The sequence below is a fragment of the Pseudomonas sp. FP597 genome (genome assembly GCF_030687435.1).
In the GTDB taxonomy this organism is placed as follows: Bacteria; Pseudomonadota; Gammaproteobacteria; order Pseudomonadales; family Pseudomonadaceae; genus Aquipseudomonas; species Aquipseudomonas lactucae.
In genome coordinates, this window is record NZ_CP117432.1 from 4,541,414 (window position 1) to 4,558,138 (window position 16,725).

At 62.3% G+C, this 16,725-nt stretch carries 17 protein-coding genes; 11 read left to right on the plus strand and 6 right to left on the minus strand.

The genetic code is table 11. From position 1 onward, the window contains the following. Nucleotides 1-25 precede the first annotated feature (25 nt). Nucleotides 26-811, plus strand: coding sequence for an outer membrane protein OmpK (locus tag PSH66_RS20640; protein WP_305427574.1), 786 nt, complete (start codon nt 26-28; stop codon nt 809-811). A 42-nt stretch (nt 812-853) separates the two neighbouring features. Here the strand turns inward: PSH66_RS20640 and PSH66_RS20645 are convergent, their stop codons facing one another. Together PSH66_RS20645 and PSH66_RS20650 are read right to left on the minus strand one after the other, a co-directional pair. Next, nucleotides 854-2,002, minus strand: a complete 1,149-nt coding sequence (locus tag PSH66_RS20645) for a patatin-like phospholipase family protein (protein WP_305427575.1) — start codon at nt 2,000-2,002, stop codon at nt 854-856. A 35-nt stretch (nt 2,003-2,037) separates the two neighbouring features. Further along, nucleotides 2,038-2,970, minus strand: coding sequence for a lipid A biosynthesis lauroyl acyltransferase (locus tag PSH66_RS20650; RefSeq protein ID WP_003175249.1), 933 nt, complete (start codon nt 2,968-2,970; stop codon nt 2,038-2,040). Between the two features lie 119 nt (nt 2,971-3,089). On the opposite strand from PSH66_RS20650, the gene minC reads away from it, so the two are divergent. From minC to PSH66_RS20685, 7 genes are all read left to right on the plus strand, one after another. Beyond that, complete coding sequence (minC, locus tag PSH66_RS20655; RefSeq protein WP_003175250.1) at nt 3,090-3,827, plus strand: septum site-determining protein MinC; 738 nt, start codon at nt 3,090-3,092, stop codon at nt 3,825-3,827. Nucleotides 3,828-4,028: 201 nt separating this feature from the next. Continuing rightward, nucleotides 4,029-4,841: a septum site-determining protein MinD gene (gene minD / locus PSH66_RS20660; RefSeq protein ID WP_017737535.1), complete on the plus strand. Its 813-nt coding sequence runs from the start codon at nt 4,029-4,031 to the stop codon at nt 4,839-4,841. 3 nt (nt 4,842-4,844) lie between these two features. After that, entirely contained in the window at nt 4,845-5,099 is a 255-nt protein-coding gene (minE, locus tag PSH66_RS20665; protein WP_003175252.1) for a cell division topological specificity factor MinE, read from the plus strand. 96 nt (nt 5,100-5,195) lie between these two features. Next, the gene (locus tag PSH66_RS20670) at nt 5,196-5,831 is read left to right on the plus strand and encodes an RluA family pseudouridine synthase (protein WP_003175253.1); all 636 of its coding nucleotides are present in this window, start codon (nt 5,196-5,198) and stop codon (nt 5,829-5,831) included. A gap of 105 nt (nt 5,832-5,936) precedes the next feature. After that, nucleotides 5,937-7,226: a M18 family aminopeptidase gene (locus PSH66_RS20675; RefSeq protein WP_003175254.1), complete on the plus strand. Its 1,290-nt coding sequence runs from the start codon at nt 5,937-5,939 to the stop codon at nt 7,224-7,226. Between the two features lie 206 nt (nt 7,227-7,432). Next, entirely contained in the window at nt 7,433-7,609 is a 177-nt protein-coding gene (locus tag PSH66_RS20680) for a hypothetical protein (protein ID WP_003175255.1), read from the plus strand. Between the two features lie 52 nt (nt 7,610-7,661). Next, nucleotides 7,662-9,827 (plus strand): mechanosensitive ion channel family protein, encoded by a 2,166-nt coding sequence (locus tag PSH66_RS20685; RefSeq protein ID WP_305427576.1) that lies wholly within the window; start codon nt 7,662-7,664, stop codon nt 9,825-9,827. A gap of 101 nt (nt 9,828-9,928) precedes the next feature. Here PSH66_RS20685 and PSH66_RS20690 read toward each other — a convergent pair whose 3' ends face one another. The 4 genes from PSH66_RS20690 to PSH66_RS20705 form a co-directional block, all read right to left on the minus strand. After that, the gene (locus PSH66_RS20690; RefSeq protein ID WP_003175257.1) at nt 9,929-10,150 is read right to left on the minus strand and encodes an MbtH family protein; all 222 of its coding nucleotides are present in this window, start codon (nt 10,148-10,150) and stop codon (nt 9,929-9,931) included. Nucleotides 10,151-10,308: 158 nt separating this feature from the next. Continuing rightward, nucleotides 10,309-11,076, minus strand: coding sequence for an N-acetylmuramoyl-L-alanine amidase (locus tag PSH66_RS20695; protein WP_003175258.1), 768 nt, complete (start codon nt 11,074-11,076; stop codon nt 10,309-10,311). 121 nt (nt 11,077-11,197) lie between these two features. Further along, on the minus strand, nt 11,198-12,520 hold the full coding sequence (locus PSH66_RS20700) for an ATP-binding protein (RefSeq protein WP_078825552.1): 1,323 nt from the start codon (nt 12,518-12,520) through the stop codon (nt 11,198-11,200). Then, entirely contained in the window at nt 12,517-13,197 is a 681-nt protein-coding gene (locus PSH66_RS20705) for a response regulator (RefSeq protein ID WP_003175260.1), read from the minus strand. The genes PSH66_RS20700 and PSH66_RS20705 overlap by 4 nt, the downstream gene beginning before the upstream one ends. Nucleotides 13,198-13,373: 176 nt before the next feature. Between PSH66_RS20705 and dsbD the strand changes: the two genes are divergently transcribed. From dsbD to dsbG, 3 genes are read left to right on the plus strand one after another with little or no spacing between them, the layout of a single operon-like run. Then, complete coding sequence (gene dsbD, locus PSH66_RS20710; RefSeq protein WP_141063261.1) at nt 13,374-15,101, plus strand: protein-disulfide reductase DsbD; 1,728 nt, start codon at nt 13,374-13,376, stop codon at nt 15,099-15,101. Next, on the plus strand, nt 15,101-15,955 hold the full coding sequence (locus tag PSH66_RS20715; RefSeq protein WP_305427577.1) for a TlpA disulfide reductase family protein: 855 nt from the start codon (nt 15,101-15,103) through the stop codon (nt 15,953-15,955). Before dsbD ends, PSH66_RS20715 begins: the two co-directional genes overlap by 1 nt. Then, the gene (gene dsbG, locus PSH66_RS20720; RefSeq protein WP_003175264.1) at nt 15,931-16,692 is read left to right on the plus strand and encodes a thiol:disulfide interchange protein DsbG; all 762 of its coding nucleotides are present in this window, start codon (nt 15,931-15,933) and stop codon (nt 16,690-16,692) included. Before PSH66_RS20715 ends, dsbG begins: the two co-directional genes overlap by 25 nt. The last annotated feature ends 33 nt before the right edge of the window (nt 16,693-16,725 follow it).

Genomic DNA, 16,725 nt, shown 5'->3' on the forward strand with positions numbered 1-16,725 from the left:
AAAACTTTAGCTCGGGAGCAACCGAATGAAACCTATGTTCAAAAGCCTGGTGTTGGCAGGATCGCTGCTGGCCGGCGGCCAGGCCGTGGCCGGTGACTTGTTGCAGTGGCAGAACAACAGCCTGACCTACCTGTGGGGCAAGAGCTTTACCGTCAACCCGCAGATCCAGCAGACCGTCACCTTCGAACACGCCGATGCGTGGAAGTACGGCGACAACTTCTTCTTCCTCGACCGCATCTTTTACAACGGCAAGGAAGACGGCAACGTCGGTCCGAACACTTACTACGGCGAGTTCAGTCCACGGTTGTCATTCGGCAAGATTCTCGACAAGTACCTGTCCTTCGGCCCGATCAAGGATGTGTTGCTGGCCTTCACTTACGAATTCGGCGAGGGCGATAACGAGTCCTATCTGCTGGGTCCGGCATTCGATTTGAACATCCCGGGCTTCGACTACTTCCAGTTGAACTTCTACCAGCGCCAGACCGAAGGCAACCGCCCGGGCGACGGCGTGTGGCAGATCACCCCGGTGTGGTCGTACACCCTGCCCGTGGGCAACTCCGATGTGTTGATCGACGGTTTCATGGACTGGGTGGTCGACAACGACAAGAACGCCCGTGGCACTTACCACGCCAACCTGCACTTCAACCCACAGGTCAAATATGACCTGGGCAAGGCGCTGCACTGGGGCGACAAGCAGCTGTATGTCGGTTTTGAATACGACTACTGGAAGAACAAATACGGGATCGAAGATTCGGGCGCGTTCAAGACGACGCAGGACACGGCAAGTTTCCTGGTCAAGTATCACTTTTAAACCCCGCTGCAAACCAATGTGGGAGCAAGCCCCCTCCCACATTCAGGTCGTCGGTAGACCTAAGAACCGTGTGATCTCTTCACGCTTGGCCAACGCATCACTGCGTCCCAGCTCGATCAACTCGCTGCAATAGCCCGCCTCGAACAACAAGTAACTCAACACCCCCGCCCCGCTCGTCTTGGTCGCTCCCGGCCCACGCAGGAACAAACGCAACGCCGCCGGCAATTCCTGGCGATGGCGCGCCGCGATTTCATCGATCGGCTGGCTGGGTGCGATCACCAGCACCTCCACCGGTGCCAGGCCACGGGCTGCGCTGTCGGCCGGCTGCAAATGGCTGAACTGGTTCAAGCGCTCCAGCAACTCAATGTCACTTTCCAGGCTGTCGATGAACGTGCTGTTGAGCATGTGCCCACCGATCTGTGCCAGGGTCGGTTGCTGGCCGGTGTAGGTGCGTTGTATTGCCGGCTCGTTGCCCCTTGGGTTGCCGCTGACCCCCACCACCAGCACGCGGCTGGCGCCCAGGTGCAGGGCCGGGCTGATTGGCGCCGATTGACGCACGGCGCCGTCGCCGAAGTATTCCTCGTCAAGCTTCACCGGGGCAAACAGCAACGGGATCGCGGAACTGGCCAGCAGGTGTTCAACCGTCAGTTGGGTGGGGACGCCGATACGCCGGTGACGCAGCCACGCGTCGAGGGTGCCGCGACCTTGGTAGAAGGTCACCGCTTGCCCGGACTCGTAGCCGAACGCGGTCACCGCCACCGCATGCAGGTGCCGCTGCCGGATCGCCTCGTCGATACCCGCCAGGTGCAATTTGTCCTGCAGCAAATCGCGCAGCGGCGAACTGTTGAGCAGCGCCACTGGGAACTGCCGACCCAGGCCCAACAGGCTGTGGATCAGGAAGCGACTCGCCTGGCGAACCACCCCTGGCCAGTCGCTGCGCAACACCAGATGGCTGCGAAAGCCCTGCCAGAAGGCGGTAAGCCGTTGCACGGCCGCCGTGAAGTCCATTGCACCGCTGGCCAGGCTCACCGCGTTGATCGCGCCCGCCGAGGTACCGACGATCACCGGAAAAGGATTCGGTGCCCCCGGCGGCAACAATTCGGCAATCGCCGCCAATACCCCCACCTGATACGCCGCTCGCGCCCCGCCGCCGGAAAGAATCAAACCTGTAACCGGTTCAGCTGGGCGCATTGCGTCACTCCATAAAGGGGGAAAGATCTGACTGATCAGCGGCGTTTTTCGTACAGCTTGGGTTCACCCGGTGGCCGGCTCTTGAAGCGCCGGTGCGTCCACAGGTATTGCTCGGGGCATTCGCGCACGGCGGCTTCAACCCATTGGTTGATGCGCAGGCAGTCCGCCTCATCGCTTTCACCGGGAAAATCGCTCAACGGCGGGTGGATGACCAGGCGGTAACCGCTGCCATCGGCCAGGCGCTCCTGGGTGAACGGCACCACCAAGGCCTTGCCCAACTTGGCGAACTTGCTGGTGGCGGTGACCGTGGCGGCCTGGATGCCGAACAGCGGCACGAACACGCTTTGCTTGGCGCCGTAGTCCTGGTCCGGCGCGTACCAGATGGCACGACCGGCGCGCAGCAACTTGAGCATGCCGCGCACGTCTTCGCGTTCGATGGCCAGGGAATCAAGGTTGTGGCGCTCGCGCCCACGGCGCTGGATAAAGTCGAACAGCGGGTTGCCGTGCTCACGGTACATACCATCGATGGTGTGCTTCTGCCCGAGCAGCGCCGCACCGATTTCCAGGGTGGTGAAGTGCAGGGCCATGAGGATCACGCCCTTGCCGTCCAGTTGCGCCTGTTTGAGGTGTTCCAGGCCTTCGACATGGGCCAGACGCGCCAGGCGCTGGCGCGACCACCACCAGCTCATGGCCATTTCAAAGAAGGCGATGCCGGTGGAGGCAAAGTTCTGCTTGAGCAGGTGCTTACGCTCTTTGGCGGTTTTTTCCGGGAAGCACAGTTCCAGGTTGCGCGCGGCGATGCGGCGACGTTCGCCGGCGACACGGTACATCCCCGCGCCCAGCAACCGACCAATGGCAAGCAGCGCACGGTACGGCAACCGAGTGACCAGCCACAACAGGCCGAGCCCCAGCCACAATAGCCAGAAACGCGGGTGAAGAAATACAGCTCGAAAACGCGGGCGATCCATTACAGATTCCGGTAAAGACAGGGCCGCGCATTCTACAACGGTTCGACTCGGCTTGCGGCGGGTGAGTGTTCTCGTTATAAGTCTCGACACTTTTCGTGACAAGCCGCTTTATGCCGACCATGAGCCAAACCGAACCGCTAGACCAAGATCCCGTGTTCCAGCTGAAAGGCAGCATGCTCGCCATCACCGTGCTGGAACTGGCCCGCAACGACCTGGATGCCCTGGACCGCCAACTGGCCGCCAAGGTCGCCCTGGCGCCGAACTTCTTCAACAATGCCCCGCTGGTACTGGCCCTGGACAAACTCCCCGCCGGCCAGGGCGCTATCGATCTGCCCGGCCTGATGCGTGTGTGCCGTTCCCATGGCCTGCGCACCCTGGCCATTCGCGCCAGCCGTATCGAAGACATTGCCGCAGCCATCGCCATTGAACTGCCAGTACTGCCGCCGTCCGGTGCGCGTGAGCGTCCGCTTGAACCGTTAGTCGACGAAGCGAAGAAAAAACCGGAAAAACCACCGGAGCCGACGATCAAGCCTACAAAGATCATCACCACGCCCGTACGCGGCGGGCAGCAGATTTACGCCGAAGGCAGCGACCTGGTGGTGATCTCCTCGGTCAGCCCCGGCGCGGAACTTCTCGCCGATGGCAATATCCATGTATACGGCCCGATGCGCGGACGTGCACTCGCCGGCATCAAGGGTGATACCAAGGCGCGTATTTTTTGTCAGCAGTTGACCGCTGAGCTGGTGTCCATCGCGGGCCGGTACAAGGTTTCCGAAGATTTGCGCCGTGATCCGCTGTGGGGAGCCGGGGTGCAGGTCAGCCTGTCGGGCGATGTGTTGAACATCACCCGGCTTTAACGGATACTGCCGCATTTTCCAAGCATCTCTAGACTCTGATAGCACAGCGAAACCGGCAAGACTTGCGTAGGAATAATTGGAAGTTGGCGTTTCCCCCGTGGAAACCACATCTTTTTCCTACAAGGGCTGTCCGCCTGCAGCGAGTTCCAAGAGATGTTTTTCAGGGGCTGAAAAGTCCTTTTTCCTTAGGGGTGAAACACCTTGGCCAAGATTCTCGTGGTTACATCCGGCAAGGGTGGTGTGGGTAAGACCACCACCAGCGCCGCTATCGGTACCGGCCTCGCTCTGCGCGGCCACAAGACAGTCATCGTCGACTTCGACGTCGGTTTGCGTAACCTCGACCTGATCATGGGCTGCGAACGTCGCGTGGTGTATGACTTCGTCAACGTGGTGAACGGCGAAGCCAACCTGCAACAGGCCCTGATCAAGGACAAGCGCCTTGAGAACCTGTACGTGCTGGCCGCCAGCCAGACCCGTGACAAGGATGCGTTGACCAAGGAAGGCGTAGGCAAGGTCCTCGCCGAGCTGAAGGAAACCTTCGAATACGTGGTGTGCGACTCCCCGGCGGGTATCGAAACCGGTGCTCACCTGGCGATGTACTTCGCCGATGAAGCCATCGTGGTGACCAACCCGGAAGTTTCCTCTGTACGTGACTCGGACCGCATGCTCGGCCTTTTGGCCAGCAAATCCCAGCGCGCCGAAAAAGGCGAAGACCCGATCAAGGAACACCTGCTGCTCACCCGCTACAACCCTGAGCGCGTCAGCAATGGCGAAATGCTCGGCGTTGAAGACGTCAAGGACATCCTTGCGGTGACCCTGCTGGGCGTGATCCCGGAATCCCAGGCTGTGCTGAAGGCGTCCAACCAGGGCGTGCCGGTGATTCTTGACGACCAGAGCGACGCCGGCCAGGCGTACAGCGATGCTGTCGATCGCCTGCTGGGCAAGACCGTGGAACATCGCTTCCTCGATGTAAAGAAGAAGGGATTCTTCGAGCGTATCTTTGGAGGCAACTAAACAATGAAATTTCTCGACTTCTTTCGCGCCAACAAAAAACCAAGCACCGCATCGGTCGCGAAAGAGCGTCTACAGATCATCGTGGCGCACGAACGCGGCCAACGCAGCACCCCGGATTACCTGCCGGCCTTGCAGAAGGAACTGGTCGAGGTGATCCGCAAGTACGTCAATATCGGTAACGATGACGTGCATGTCGCCCTGGAAAATGACGGCAGCTGCTCGATTCTGGAACTCAATATCACCCTGCCTGATCGCTGATCGAACAGGCGGCCGCCACGGCGGCTCGTTCACCCTGTCCCTCATCGGGGGACTGGGTGGGCGAGTCGCCGTTGGCGTTTGTTACGAGGCTGTTTAATGCCGCTGTCCAATGTCCACATCCTTTATCAGGACGACGCTGTCCTGGTGGTGAACAAGCCGACCCTGCTGCTCTCGGTGCCTGGCCGTGCCGACGACAACAAGGACTGCCTGATCACCCGCCTGCAGGAAAACGGCTACCCCGAAGCCCGTATCGTCCATCGCCTGGACTGGGAGACCTCGGGTATCATCCTGCTGGCGCGGGACGCCGATACCCATCGCGAACTGTCGCGCCAGTTTCACGACCGCGAAACCGAAAAAGCCTACACCGCCCTGGCCTGGGGCCAACCAGCACTGGACAGCGGCAGTATCGACCTGCCCCTGCGCTATGACCCACCGACCAAGCCGCGTCACGTGGTGGACCACGAGTTCGGCAAGCATGCGCTGACCTTCTGGAAGGTGCTGGAACGTTGTGGCGATTGGTGTCGAGTAGAACTGACGCCGATCACCGGGCGCTCTCACCAGTTGCGCGTGCATATGCTGTCCATCGGCCACCCGCTACTGGGTGATGGCCTGTACGCCCATGAACAAGCCCTGGCCGCCTGGCCGCGGCTGTGCCTGCACGCGAGCATGCTGAGCTTCACGCATCCGCAAAGCGGCGAGCGTCTACGCTTCGAGTGCCCTGCCCCTTTTTAAGCTGTAAACACAGTCAAATGTGGGGGCAAGCCCCCTCCCACATTTGTTCTGTGCACTTGCAGCCATCGAACGGTAAACTGCGCGCACTGCTGTCTGGAGCTATTTATGCGCGAAGCGTTGAATCAAGGCCTGATCGACTTCCTCAAGGCCTCCCCTACTCCTTTTCATGCCACTGCCGCCCTGGCCCAGCGCCTCGAAGCGGCCGGTTATCAGCGTCTCGACGAGCGCGAGACCTGGACCACCGAAGCCAACGGTCGCTACTACGTGACCCGCAACGACTCCTCGATCATCGCCTTCAAGCTCGGCCGTCATTCGCCGCTGCAGGGTGGTATCCGCCTGGTCGGTGCCCATACCGACAGCCCGTGCCTGCGAGTCAAGCCCCAGCCCGAGCTGCAACGCCAGGGTTTCTGGCAACTGGGCGTTGAAGTCTACGGCGGCGCGCTGCTGGCGCCATGGTTCGACCGCGACCTGTCCCTGGCCGGCCGCGTGACCTTCCGCCGCGACGGCAAGGTCGAAAGCCAGTTGATCGACTTCAAGTTACCGATCGCCATCATTCCCAACCTGGCCATTCACCTGAACCGCGAAGCCAACCAGGGCTGGGCGATCAATGCCCAGACCGAGCTGCCGCCGATCCTCGCGCAGTTTGCCGGGGACGAGCGCGTGGACTTCCGCGCCGTGCTCACCGACCAACTGGCACGCGAACATGGGTTGAACGCCGATGTGGTGCTCGACTACGAGCTGAGCTTCTACGACACGCAAAGCGCCGCGGTGATCGGCCTCAATGGCGACTTCATCGCCGGGGCGCGCCTGGACAATCTGCTGTCCTGCTACGCCGGCCTGCAAGCCTTGCTCACCAGCGAAAGCGAGGAAACCTGCGTGCTGGTGTGCAACGACCACGAAGAAGTCGGCTCCTGCTCGGCCTGTGGCGCCGATGGCCCGATGCTGGAACAGACCCTGCGCCGCCTGTTGCCCGAAGGCGATGAATTCGTACGCACCATCCAGAAATCGCTGTTGGTATCTGCCGACAATGCCCACGGCGTGCACCCTAACTACGCCGACAAGCACGACGCCAACCACGGCCCCAAGCTCAACGCGGGCCCGGTGATCAAGGTCAACAGCAACCAGCGCTACGCCACCAACAGCGAAACCGCCGGGTTCTTCCGCCACCTGTGTATGGCTCAGGAAGTACCGGTACAAAGCTTCGTGGTGCGCAGCGACATGGGTTGCGGCTCGACCATCGGCCCGATCACCGCCAGCCACCTGGGCGTGCGCACCGTGGACATCGGCCTGCCGACGTTTGCCATGCACTCGATTCGCGAACTGTGTGGCAGCCATGATCTGGCGCACTTGGTGAAGGTATTGGGGGCGTTCTACGCGAGCCACGACCTGCCCTGATCTCCAGTGTGGGAGGGGGCTTGCTCCCGATAGCAGAGTATCAGTCACTGTAAATGTTGACTGACCCACAGCTATCGGGGGCAAGTCGAATCGTCGCACCGCCCCTCCCACATTTAGTTCGGCGTACATCTGACCTGCATCACCTGCACTTCCCATAATCCGGCCTAGACTTGTCAGTATTCCCACTCCGACAAGGCCGTCGCCCCATGATCTCCATGTCCGCCTTCCACGCCATGCTTATCCCCATCCTGGTCGGCATGTTCCTGCTCGCGGTCGGCTTCAATTTTCGCGACAAGCCCCTCGGCGTGTTCGGCATGTGGGTCGGCATGCTGCTGATCCTGGGCACTGTGGTGTACAAGATCCTCGCCAAACTGGCCGAATGACGCTTGCCCTCGTACACTCGATCGACCTGTCGTCTTCAAGGTTGACCGCCTCGTGCTCTCCCGTCTGTTCGCCCTGCCCTGCTACCTGCTGATCGCCCTGCTCACCCTGCTTCCCACTTCGCCTGCCCACGCCGTGGGCTTGCCTGGACTGCTGGGCGGTACCGCCAAGGCTCAACCTCAAGCCGAGGTGCCCCTGGGGCAGTCCCTGGATGAGGTGATCAAGACCCTGGAAAACGACCAGCAGCGCAGCCAACTGCTCAGCGACCTGAAAAAGCTGCGCGCCGCCACGCAAAAGGCCCAGCCCGCCGCCGAACAAGGCGTGCTCGGGCTGATCGGCAGCACGCTGTCCGGCCTGGAGCAGCAGTTCTCGGGCAACGACAGCCCGCTGGGACGTTGGTCCAGTGAGGTCGACCTGGCCAAGGATGAACTCAATGCCTTGATGCTGCCGGCCACCGAGTGGCTGCCTATCATCTTCGGTTTTGCCCTGATCCTCGCGCTGTGGAGCCTGCTGGCCGCCGTGCTGATCTGGCTCAGCCACCGTGTGCGCGAGCGCTTCGGCCTGCCGGAAGAACTGCCGCAACACCCGCGCACCTGGGACATGGTGCGCTTCGCCCTGCGCAAACTGGGGCCGTGGCTGATCGCCCTGGTGATCACGGTTTACCTGAGCTACGCCCTGCCCTCGTCCCTGGGCAAATCCCTGGCGATGGTGCTGGCTTACGCGTTGGTGGTCGGTACCTGTTTCTCGGCGATCTGCGTGATTGCCTTCTCCCTGCTGGACGGTCCGCACCGCCATCGCGCGCTGTACATCCTGCGCCACCAGGCCTTCCGTCCGCTGTGGTGGATCGGCAGTTTTGCCGCCTTCGGCGAAGCCCTCAGTGACCCGCGCCTGGTGAGCGCACTCGGCCAGCACCTTGCCCACACCGCGGCGACAGTCGCCAATGTGATGGCCGCGCTGTCCACCGGGGTGTTTATCCTGCGCTTCCGCCGGCCGATTGCGCACCTGATACGCAACCAGCCGCTGTCGCGGCGCCTCACCCGCCGCGCGCTTACCGACACGCTGTCGATCATCGGCACCTTCTGGTACCTGCCGGCGATGTTGCTGGTGGGCATCTCACTGTTTGCCACGTTCCTGTCCGCCGGCGACACCAGCACCGCCCTGCGCCAGTCGTTGTTGTGCACGGTGTTACTGGTGTTGTGCATGGTGATCAACGGCCTGGTGCGTCGTCACGCACTCAAACCCCAACGGCACAAGCGCCATGCGCTGTATTCCGAACGCCTGAAAAGTTTCATCTACACCCTGGCCCACTTGGCGGTGTGGCTGGTGTTTATCGAGCTGGGCCTGCGGGTGTGGGGCCTGTCGCTGATTGGTTTTGCCGAAGGCGAGGGCCATGAAATCGCGGTCAAGCTGTTCGGCCTGGCCGGCACGCTGCTGTTTGCCTGGCTGATCTGGATCCTCAGCGACACCGCGATTCACCACGCCCTCACCCGTTCGCGCAAAGGCCTGGCCAATGCGCGGGCGCAGACCATGATGCCGTTGATCCGCAACGTGCTGTTCGTGACCATTTTCATCATCGCCGCCATCGTCGCCCTGGCGAACATGGGCATGAACGTCACCCCGCTGCTGGCCGGTGCCGGTGTGATCGGCCTGGCCATCGGTTTTGGTGCGCAATCGCTGGTGGCGGACTTGATCACCGGTCTGTTCATCATCATCGAAGATTCCCTGGCGATTGACGATTACGTTGACGTCGGCGGGCACCTCGGAACGGTCGAGGGCCTGACCATCCGCACCGTGCGCCTGCGTGACATCGACGGCATCGTGCACACGATCCCGTTCAGCGAAATCAAAAGCATCAAGAACTACTCGCGGGAGTTCGGCTACGCGATCTTCCGGGTGGCGATCCCCTACAACATGGAGATCGATGCCGCGATCAAGCTGATTCGCGAGGTCGGCCAGAAGATCCGCAACGACCCGTTGCAGCGCCGTAACATCTGGTCGCCGCTGGAGATTCAGGGGGTGGAAAGCTTCGAGTCAGGCAGCGCAATCCTGCGCGCACGGTTCAAGACGGCGCCGATCAAACAATGGGAAGTGTCGCGGGCGTTCAACCTGGCGCTCAAGCGGCAACTGGATGAGGCCGGACTGGATCTGGCCACGCCGCGCTTGAGTGTGCAGGTGGTGACGGGGGCAACGGGCGGGTTGGAGAAAGACAAGAACGCTTGAACCTTTGGGAACCGGCTTGTTGTGGCGAGGGAGCTTGCTCCCGCGGGCTGCGAAGCGGCCCCACGATTTTGGGAGCAAGCTCCCTCGCCACAAGGGATGAGTCAGGCCAGCGCAGTGCCATCCATCGTCTGGCGCAGGCTCAATGGGCGCATATCGGTCCAGGTTTCTTCGATGTAGGCCAGGCACTCTTTCTTCAGGCCGCTCTTGCCCACGGTGCGCCAGCCTTCCGGCACGGCCTTGTAGTCGGGCCAGATGGAATACTGTTCTTCATGGTTGACCACTACCTGAAACAGGATGTCGTCGCGGTCAAATACTGAGGTCATTGCTGTTCTCCAGGGTTTGAAGGTTGTCTGCGCACCACGCGCAACGCTGATATCTATAGAGACGTACCACGCCGTGAAAAAATTAGAGGCTGGCCGCTGTGGCCGCCAGGGCTCGCCTGAAGATCCCGGCCCCTTCCACATTTGAATTGCATTCGGCTTCACAGCCCACGATATTTTTCATTCAACGCATACAGAATCGCGCACGTCTCGGCATCGAGACCCCCACGATAATCCCGTGCGCGAAAGTGCATCTGGAACGCCCGCGTCCTGCGCTCAAAGCCCTGGCGATTTTTGGCCGGCGCATAGCCATAGCGCTGGAATGCGCGTTCCACTTCCACCTCCGGCGGCAGCCCCAGGCAAAACCGGCGCTGGTACATGGCCCGCGTCGAGTCGTCAAACCAGGCGCCGATTCCCGCCTCGAACAGACACCGCCAGGGCAACCGGGGGCCCGGATCGCTTTTGCGCCCGTAGGCTACGTCCGAATGCCCGAGGATATCCGTGGGGCCGATTTGCGGGTAGCGCCCGAGGATGTCGCGAAGCAGCGCAATCAATACGTCGATCTGTTCCTCAGGGTAGGCAGGAAAGGTAAACACGCCGCCGTCATCGCGTGCCAGGTTGACCAGTTCGATGCCAATCGAGCGGCTGTTGAGATTGTCGCGCCCACCCCACTGACTGACGCCCGCATGCCAGGCACGCTTGTCCTCATCCACCAGGCGAAAGGCGCGCAACTCGTCATAACCGGCGACGCGGTAGCCGGGCTCATGTGGGTCGGGCAGCAGATAATGGGCACTGACACCGTCGCGGGTCAGGGTGCGCAGGGATGACGCGAAAGGGGCAGCGGTGTAATGCACGATCAACTGGCGCACCGGCTCGCCGTTACGTTCGTTGAAGCCCAGGGCAGGGAAACTGGTGTCGATGACCAACATAAGAACCGTCCTTTTCAATACAGGCCGAGTCGTTCGGCCCGTTCAAGCGCAAAAAAATTACCGCCATCCTGACGATCCGTACGTCAGGCGGGCGGTAACTATTTGGCACTTGAAAAAAGGATCAGCGCCGCAGCGGCATGCCCAGTTCGACGCGCAAACCGTCGACCTGGCTGTCGAACTTCAGCGAGCAGGAACAGCGCTGCACAATGGCTTGCACAATCGCCAGGCCCAGGCCGCAACCCTCGCTGTTGCCGTTGCGCCAGAAGCGTTGGGTGAGGTATTGCAGGTCTTCGCTGGAAATCTGCTTGCCATGGTCGCGCACCCGGAACACCACCTGCTCCGCGGTGGCGTGCACGCTGAGTTCGACGCGGGTGTCGGCCGGGGTGTGGCGCAGGGCGTTGTCCAGCAGGTTGCGCAGCGCCGCAACCGCCAGGCCCACGGGCATTTCCACCGGAGTGGCGCAAAGGTTGTCCGGCAGGATCAGGTCGATACGCGCGCTGTCTCCTGCATTGGCATCCTGGATCGCCAGCCGGGCCACCTCTTCGGCGCTGGACTGCACGCCATCGTCAAACGACAGGCTGCCTTCCACCCGCGCCAGCAGCAGCAATTGCTCAAGGGTGCGGTGCAGGCGGTCGGCGCCCGCCTCGGCATGCGCCAGGGACTGGTCGCGGGCCGCGCCGTCGGTCATGCGCGCCACTTGCAGGTGGGTCTTGATCGCCGTCAGCGGGCTACGCAGTTCGTGGGCCGCGTCGCCGGTGAGGCGGCGTTCGCGCTCGATGGTCTTGGCGATGCGCTGCAACAGTTGGTTCTGGGTGTCGAGCAGCGGCTTGAGTTCACTGGGCAACGGGTGGATCTGCAGCGGCTCCAGGGAGTCGGCACTGCGACGCATCAGTGCGTCACGCATGCGGTTGAGCGGCAACAGGCTCTGGCCAATGCCCAGCCACAGCAGGCACAGGCAGCCGAGCATGGCCACACCCACCGGCACCGACGCCGCCAGCAGGATCGACATGTTCAGTGCCTCGCGCTCCACCTGGCGGTCAGCGGTGGTAATCAACAGGTCACCGCGGGACAGGGTAAAGCTGCGCCAGCCCACGCCGTCGATCATCTGATCGCGAAAGCCGCTGCGTTGCGACTCCAGGCCCTGGTCCGGGGTGGTGTGGCTGCGCGCGAGGATTTCGCCACGCAACGAGCTGACCTGGCAGGCCATGCCGCCGGGCACATTGAAGTGCTCGGAATTCAAATGCGCACCGCCGCTAACACTGGCCAGGCCCGGCATCTGCTCGGTGAGCCCGGCCACCATGCGCGCCGAGGCCACCAGACGCTGGTCGAGGGAAAACATCATCTGGTTGCGCAGGTCGTTGAGCATCCAGGCCGCCGCCAGGGCCCAGATCACCACGAATGCGGCGCCGAGCTTGAAGGTCAGGCGCAGGCGCAGGCTCTTCACGAAGCGTTTTCTCCATCATCCGCCGGGCCCAGGCGGTAGCCCAGGCCGCGCACGGTTTCGACGATGCCATTGCCCAATTTGCGTCGCAGATGGTGGATGTGCACGTTGAGCGCGTTGCTTTCCAACTCGTCGTTGAAACCGTAGACACTGTCCTTGAGTTGCTCGCTGGACAGCACCCGGCCCTTGTTGTGCAGCAGCGCCTGCAACAGCGCCTGCTCGCGGCGCGACAGGTCGACCGGCTGGCCGCCGAGCAGGGTTTCGCGGCTGCTCGGGTCGTAGCTCAGGCGGCCGTGCTCGATCAGGTTGACGCTGCGCCCCGCCATGCGGCGCAGCAGGGTCTGCAGGCGTGCGGCCAATTCGCGCAGGTCGAAGGGTTTGAGCAGGTAGTCATCGGCGCCCGCTTGCAGGCCGTCGACGCGGTTGGTCACCGAATCTCGTGCGGTCAGGATCAGCACCGGGATTTCCAGGCCCTGGCTGCGCAATTGCTGCAGCAGCTTCAGGCCGTCTTCGTCGGGCAACCCCAGATCAAGAACCATGATGTCGAAGGTCGCCGCCTTGAGCATCGCGCGCGCGGCTGCGGCGGTCGCCACGCGCTCGACCGTAAAGCCCTGGGCGCCGAGGCCGGCCACGATGCCGCTGGCGATCAGTTCGTCGTCTTCACAGACCAGTACGTGCATGCTGAACCCTTCATGAAAGATGGGGAGATTAGAGAAGCCAAGGATTAAGCGCGCATTATGCCGCCAAAGTTCACAACATCAGAAAATCCCTACACTCTAGAATAGCCCTCGGTTAATCATCGGTTAATCAACGCCACACATTGTGTGCCTCACTTGCATCGAACTAAGGCTTGACCATGCGGCATCTTTTTACCTTTCTGCTGGTGTTGTTCGCGGGATTCGCCCAGGCAGCGCCGGGCAACCCCTTCGAGACCAAACCCGATTTCCTCCCGGTGGGCAAGGCCTTCACCTTCACCTCCGAACGCCTTGAAAGTGGCGAAACGCAGCTGTATTGGCAAATTGCCAACGGTTATTACCTGTACAAGCAGCGCATGAAGTTCGATGGCCTGGCCGAAAAGCCGGCATTGCCCGAAGGCGAAGCCCACAGCGATGAGTTCTTTGGCGAGCAGCAAGTGTATCGCCAGGGCCTGGAAGTGAAGATACCGGCCGGTGTCACCGGCCAGATCAAGCTGGGCTGGCAGGGCTGCGCCGACGCGGGCCTGTGCTACCCGCCGCAGTCGATCACCGTGGACCTGGGCGGCAACCCGGCCGTCGCAGCCACCGCGCAGGCCCAAGACCAGAGCCTGGCCAGTGGCCTGCAACAGCGCAGCCTGGGTTGGAGCCTGCTGGTGTTCTTCGGCCTCGGCCTGCTGCTGGCGTTCGCCCCGTGTTCGTTGCCGATGCTGCCGATCCTTGCCGGCCTGGTGGTGGGCAGCGGTGCCAGCCCGCGCCGCGGGTTTGCCTTGGCCAGCAGCTATGTGGTGTGCATGGCCCTGGTGTATGCCGCCCTCGGTGTGCTGGCCGCATTGCTCGGCGCCAACCTCGCCGCGCTGCTGCAAACCCCGTGGATCCTCGGCAGTTTCGCCGCCTTGTTCGTGATCCTTGCCCTGCCGATGTTCGGCTTCTTCGAATTGCAACTGCCGGCGTTCCTGCGTGATCGCCTGGACAACGTCAGCCGTCAACGAAGCGGCGGCAGTCTCGTCGGCGCGGGTGTACTCGGCGCGCTGTCCGGCCTGCTGGTGGGCCCGTGCATGACCGCGCCGCTGGCCGGCGCGCTGCTGTATATCGCCCAGAGCGGCAATGCGTTGCACGGTGGCCTGATCCTGTTCGCCATGGGCATCGGCATCGGTATTCCGCTGTTGCTGCTGGTGACCGTGGGCAATCGCTTCCTGCCCAAGCCGGGCACCTGGATGAACGTGCTCAAGGGCATCTTCGGCTTTCTGTTCCTCGGCACCGCGGTGCTGATGATTCGCCCGGTCGTTGGCGAAAGCCTGTGGATTGGCCTGTGGGGTGCATTGGCTCTGGTAATGGCCTACTGCGGCTGGACACTCGCACGTGAATATGGCCTGGCCGCCAAAGTGTTCGGCGCCGGTTCCCTGGTGCTGGGCCTGTGGGGCGCGGTGCTGGTGGTGGGCGCGGCCGGTGGCAGCGACGACCTGTGGCAACCGCTGAAGGTCTACAGTGGCTCGCGGGTAGCCGGTGCGCCGACCGCCCACGATGCCTTCATGACCATCAACGATCCGGCCGTGCTGCAAAGCCAGCTCGACAGCGCCAAGGCCCAGGGCCAGTGGGTGCTGGTGGACTACTACGCCGACTGGTGCGTGTCGTGCAAGATCATGGAAAAACAGGTGTTCGGCCAACCTCAGGTGCTGGAGGCCCTGAAAGACGTGCGCCTGCTGCGCCTGGACGTCACCGCCGACAACGCCGCCAGCCGCGAACTGCTGGGCCGCTACAAAGTGCCGGGCCCACCGAGCTTTGTCTGGATCGGCCCTGATGGTGAAGAACGCCGCGCCCAGCGCATCACCGGCGAAGTAAACGCCGACGCCTTCCTGCAACGCTGGAACCAGACCCGAGACGCCCTCTGATGCTGACCTTGACCATCGGCACCTTCGCCATCGCGCTCAATCACATCCTGCTCATCAGCGCGCTGATTCTCGCCACCCTAGTGGGTTGGCGCGTGGCCAAGCGTGGCGGTGAAAACCCGGAATCGGTGCTGTTCAGCCTGTTCCTGTTGGGCATGCTGGCCGCGCGCGTCAGCTTCGTGGCGATGTACTGGAGTTACTACCGTAACGACCCGCTGCAGATGGTCGACCTGCGCGACGGTGGCTTTCTCGCCTGGCCGGGTATCGTCGTGCTGATCGTCGCCGCGCTGGCCTACGGCTGGCGTCGCCCGGCGCTGCGCAAGCCGTTGAGCGCCGGGGTGATTACCGGCCTGCTGTTCTGGGGCATGACCAGCCTGTCGCTGAACGTCTATGAAAAAGGCACGCGCCTGCCGGACATCACCTTGCGCACGGCCAATGGCGAGGTGGTGCAACTGGCCGATTACCAGGGCGGCCCTCTGGTGATCAATCTGTGGGCCACTTGGTGCCCGCCGTGCCGACGCGAAATGCCGGTACTCGAAAGTGCCCAGCGCATGCGCCCCGACGTGACCTTCCTATTCGTCAACCAGGCCGAAAGCATGCAAAGCGTGAGTACTTTCCTGGCTACCCAGGGGTTGACCCTCGACAACGTATTGTTCGACGCCGGCGGCCGCCTCGGCCAGGCCGTGGGCTCCATGGTCCTGCCGACCACGCTGTTCTACACAGCCGACGGGCGCCTGATCAACAGCCACCTGGGCGAGTTGTCCCAGGCCAGCCTGGCCCGCGCCATGGAACCCTTCGACACCCTCGCCCCTGCCGCCACAAGGAAACCGACATGCCTCGCCTCCGCCACCTGCTGACCCTGCTGCCTCTGACGCTGGCCGCCACCCTCGCCCAGGCCGAAGACTGGCCGGCGCCGATCAAACAGATCGAAGCCAAGGGCGCCAAAATCATCGGCAAGTTCGAGGCTCCCAGCGGCCTCACCGGCTACGCCGCGCAGTACCAGAACCGAGGCATGGCCCTGTACCTGACCGCCGACGGCAACAGCGTGATTGCCGGCAACCTCTACGACGCCCAGGGCAATGACCTGAGTACGCAGCCTCTGGAAAAACTGGTGTACGCGCCCATGGCCAAGCAAGTCTGGGCCAAGATGGAAAACAGCAGCTGGATCCAGGACGGCGACAAGAACGCCCCTCGCATTGTCTATCTGTTCAGCGACCCCAACTGCCCCTATTGCAACATGTTCTGGGAACAGGCACGGCCGTGGGTAAAAGCCGGCAAGGTGCAGTTGCGCCACATCATGGTCGGCATCATCCGCGAGGACAGCGCCGCCAAGTCGGCCGCCCTGTTCGCCGCCAAAGACCCGCAAAAAGCCCTGGAAGAACACGAGGCCGCCGGCAAGGGCAGCAAGTTGCAGGCCCTGGCCAAGATCCCGGCGGACATCGAAGCCAAGCTTGATGCCAATATGAAACTGATGGATGAACTGGAATTGTCGGCGACGCCGGCGATTTTCTACCTGGATGACAAGGGTGGGTTGCAGCAACAGCAAGGGGCGCCGTCGCCGGATAAACTGGCGAAAATAATGGGGCCTAAATAACGTTGATTCAGATACACAGTGCTCCCACCCAAG

What these genes read in the sequence shown, in the direction of transcription:
- dsbD (WP_141063261.1), top strand. Translation starts at nt 13,374, where the DNA reads ATGCGGCATCTTTTTACCTTTCTGCTGGTGTTGTTCGCGGGATTCGCC.
- PSH66_RS20640 (WP_305427574.1), top strand. Translation starts at nt 26, where the DNA reads ATGAAACCTATGTTCAAAAGCCTGGTGTTGGCAGGATCGCTGCTGGCC.
- PSH66_RS20680 (WP_003175255.1), top strand. Translation starts at nt 7,433, where the DNA reads ATGATCTCCATGTCCGCCTTCCACGCCATGCTTATCCCCATCCTGGTC.
- dsbG (WP_003175264.1), top strand. Translation starts at nt 15,931, where the DNA reads ATGCCTCGCCTCCGCCACCTGCTGACCCTGCTGCCTCTGACGCTGGCC.
- PSH66_RS20695 (WP_003175258.1), bottom strand. Translation starts at nt 11,076, where the DNA reads ATGTTGGTCATCGACACCAGTTTCCCTGCCCTGGGCTTCAACGAACGT.
- PSH66_RS20715 (WP_305427577.1), top strand. Translation starts at nt 15,101, where the DNA reads ATGCTGACCTTGACCATCGGCACCTTCGCCATCGCGCTCAATCACATC.
- PSH66_RS20645 (WP_305427575.1), bottom strand. Translation starts at nt 2,002, where the DNA reads ATGCGCCCAGCTGAACCGGTTACAGGTTTGATTCTTTCCGGCGGCGGG.
- PSH66_RS20650 (WP_003175249.1), bottom strand. Translation starts at nt 2,970, where the DNA reads ATGGATCGCCCGCGTTTTCGAGCTGTATTTCTTCACCCGCGTTTCTGG.
- minC (WP_003175250.1), top strand. Translation starts at nt 3,090, where the DNA reads ATGAGCCAAACCGAACCGCTAGACCAAGATCCCGTGTTCCAGCTGAAA.
- PSH66_RS20675 (WP_003175254.1), top strand. Translation starts at nt 5,937, where the DNA reads ATGCGCGAAGCGTTGAATCAAGGCCTGATCGACTTCCTCAAGGCCTCC.
- PSH66_RS20670 (WP_003175253.1), top strand. Translation starts at nt 5,196, where the DNA reads ATGCCGCTGTCCAATGTCCACATCCTTTATCAGGACGACGCTGTCCTG.
- PSH66_RS20705 (WP_003175260.1), bottom strand. Translation starts at nt 13,197, where the DNA reads ATGCACGTACTGGTCTGTGAAGACGACGAACTGATCGCCAGCGGCATC.
- PSH66_RS20690 (WP_003175257.1), bottom strand. Translation starts at nt 10,150, where the DNA reads ATGACCTCAGTATTTGACCGCGACGACATCCTGTTTCAGGTAGTGGTC.
- minE (WP_003175252.1), top strand. Translation starts at nt 4,845, where the DNA reads ATGAAATTTCTCGACTTCTTTCGCGCCAACAAAAAACCAAGCACCGCA.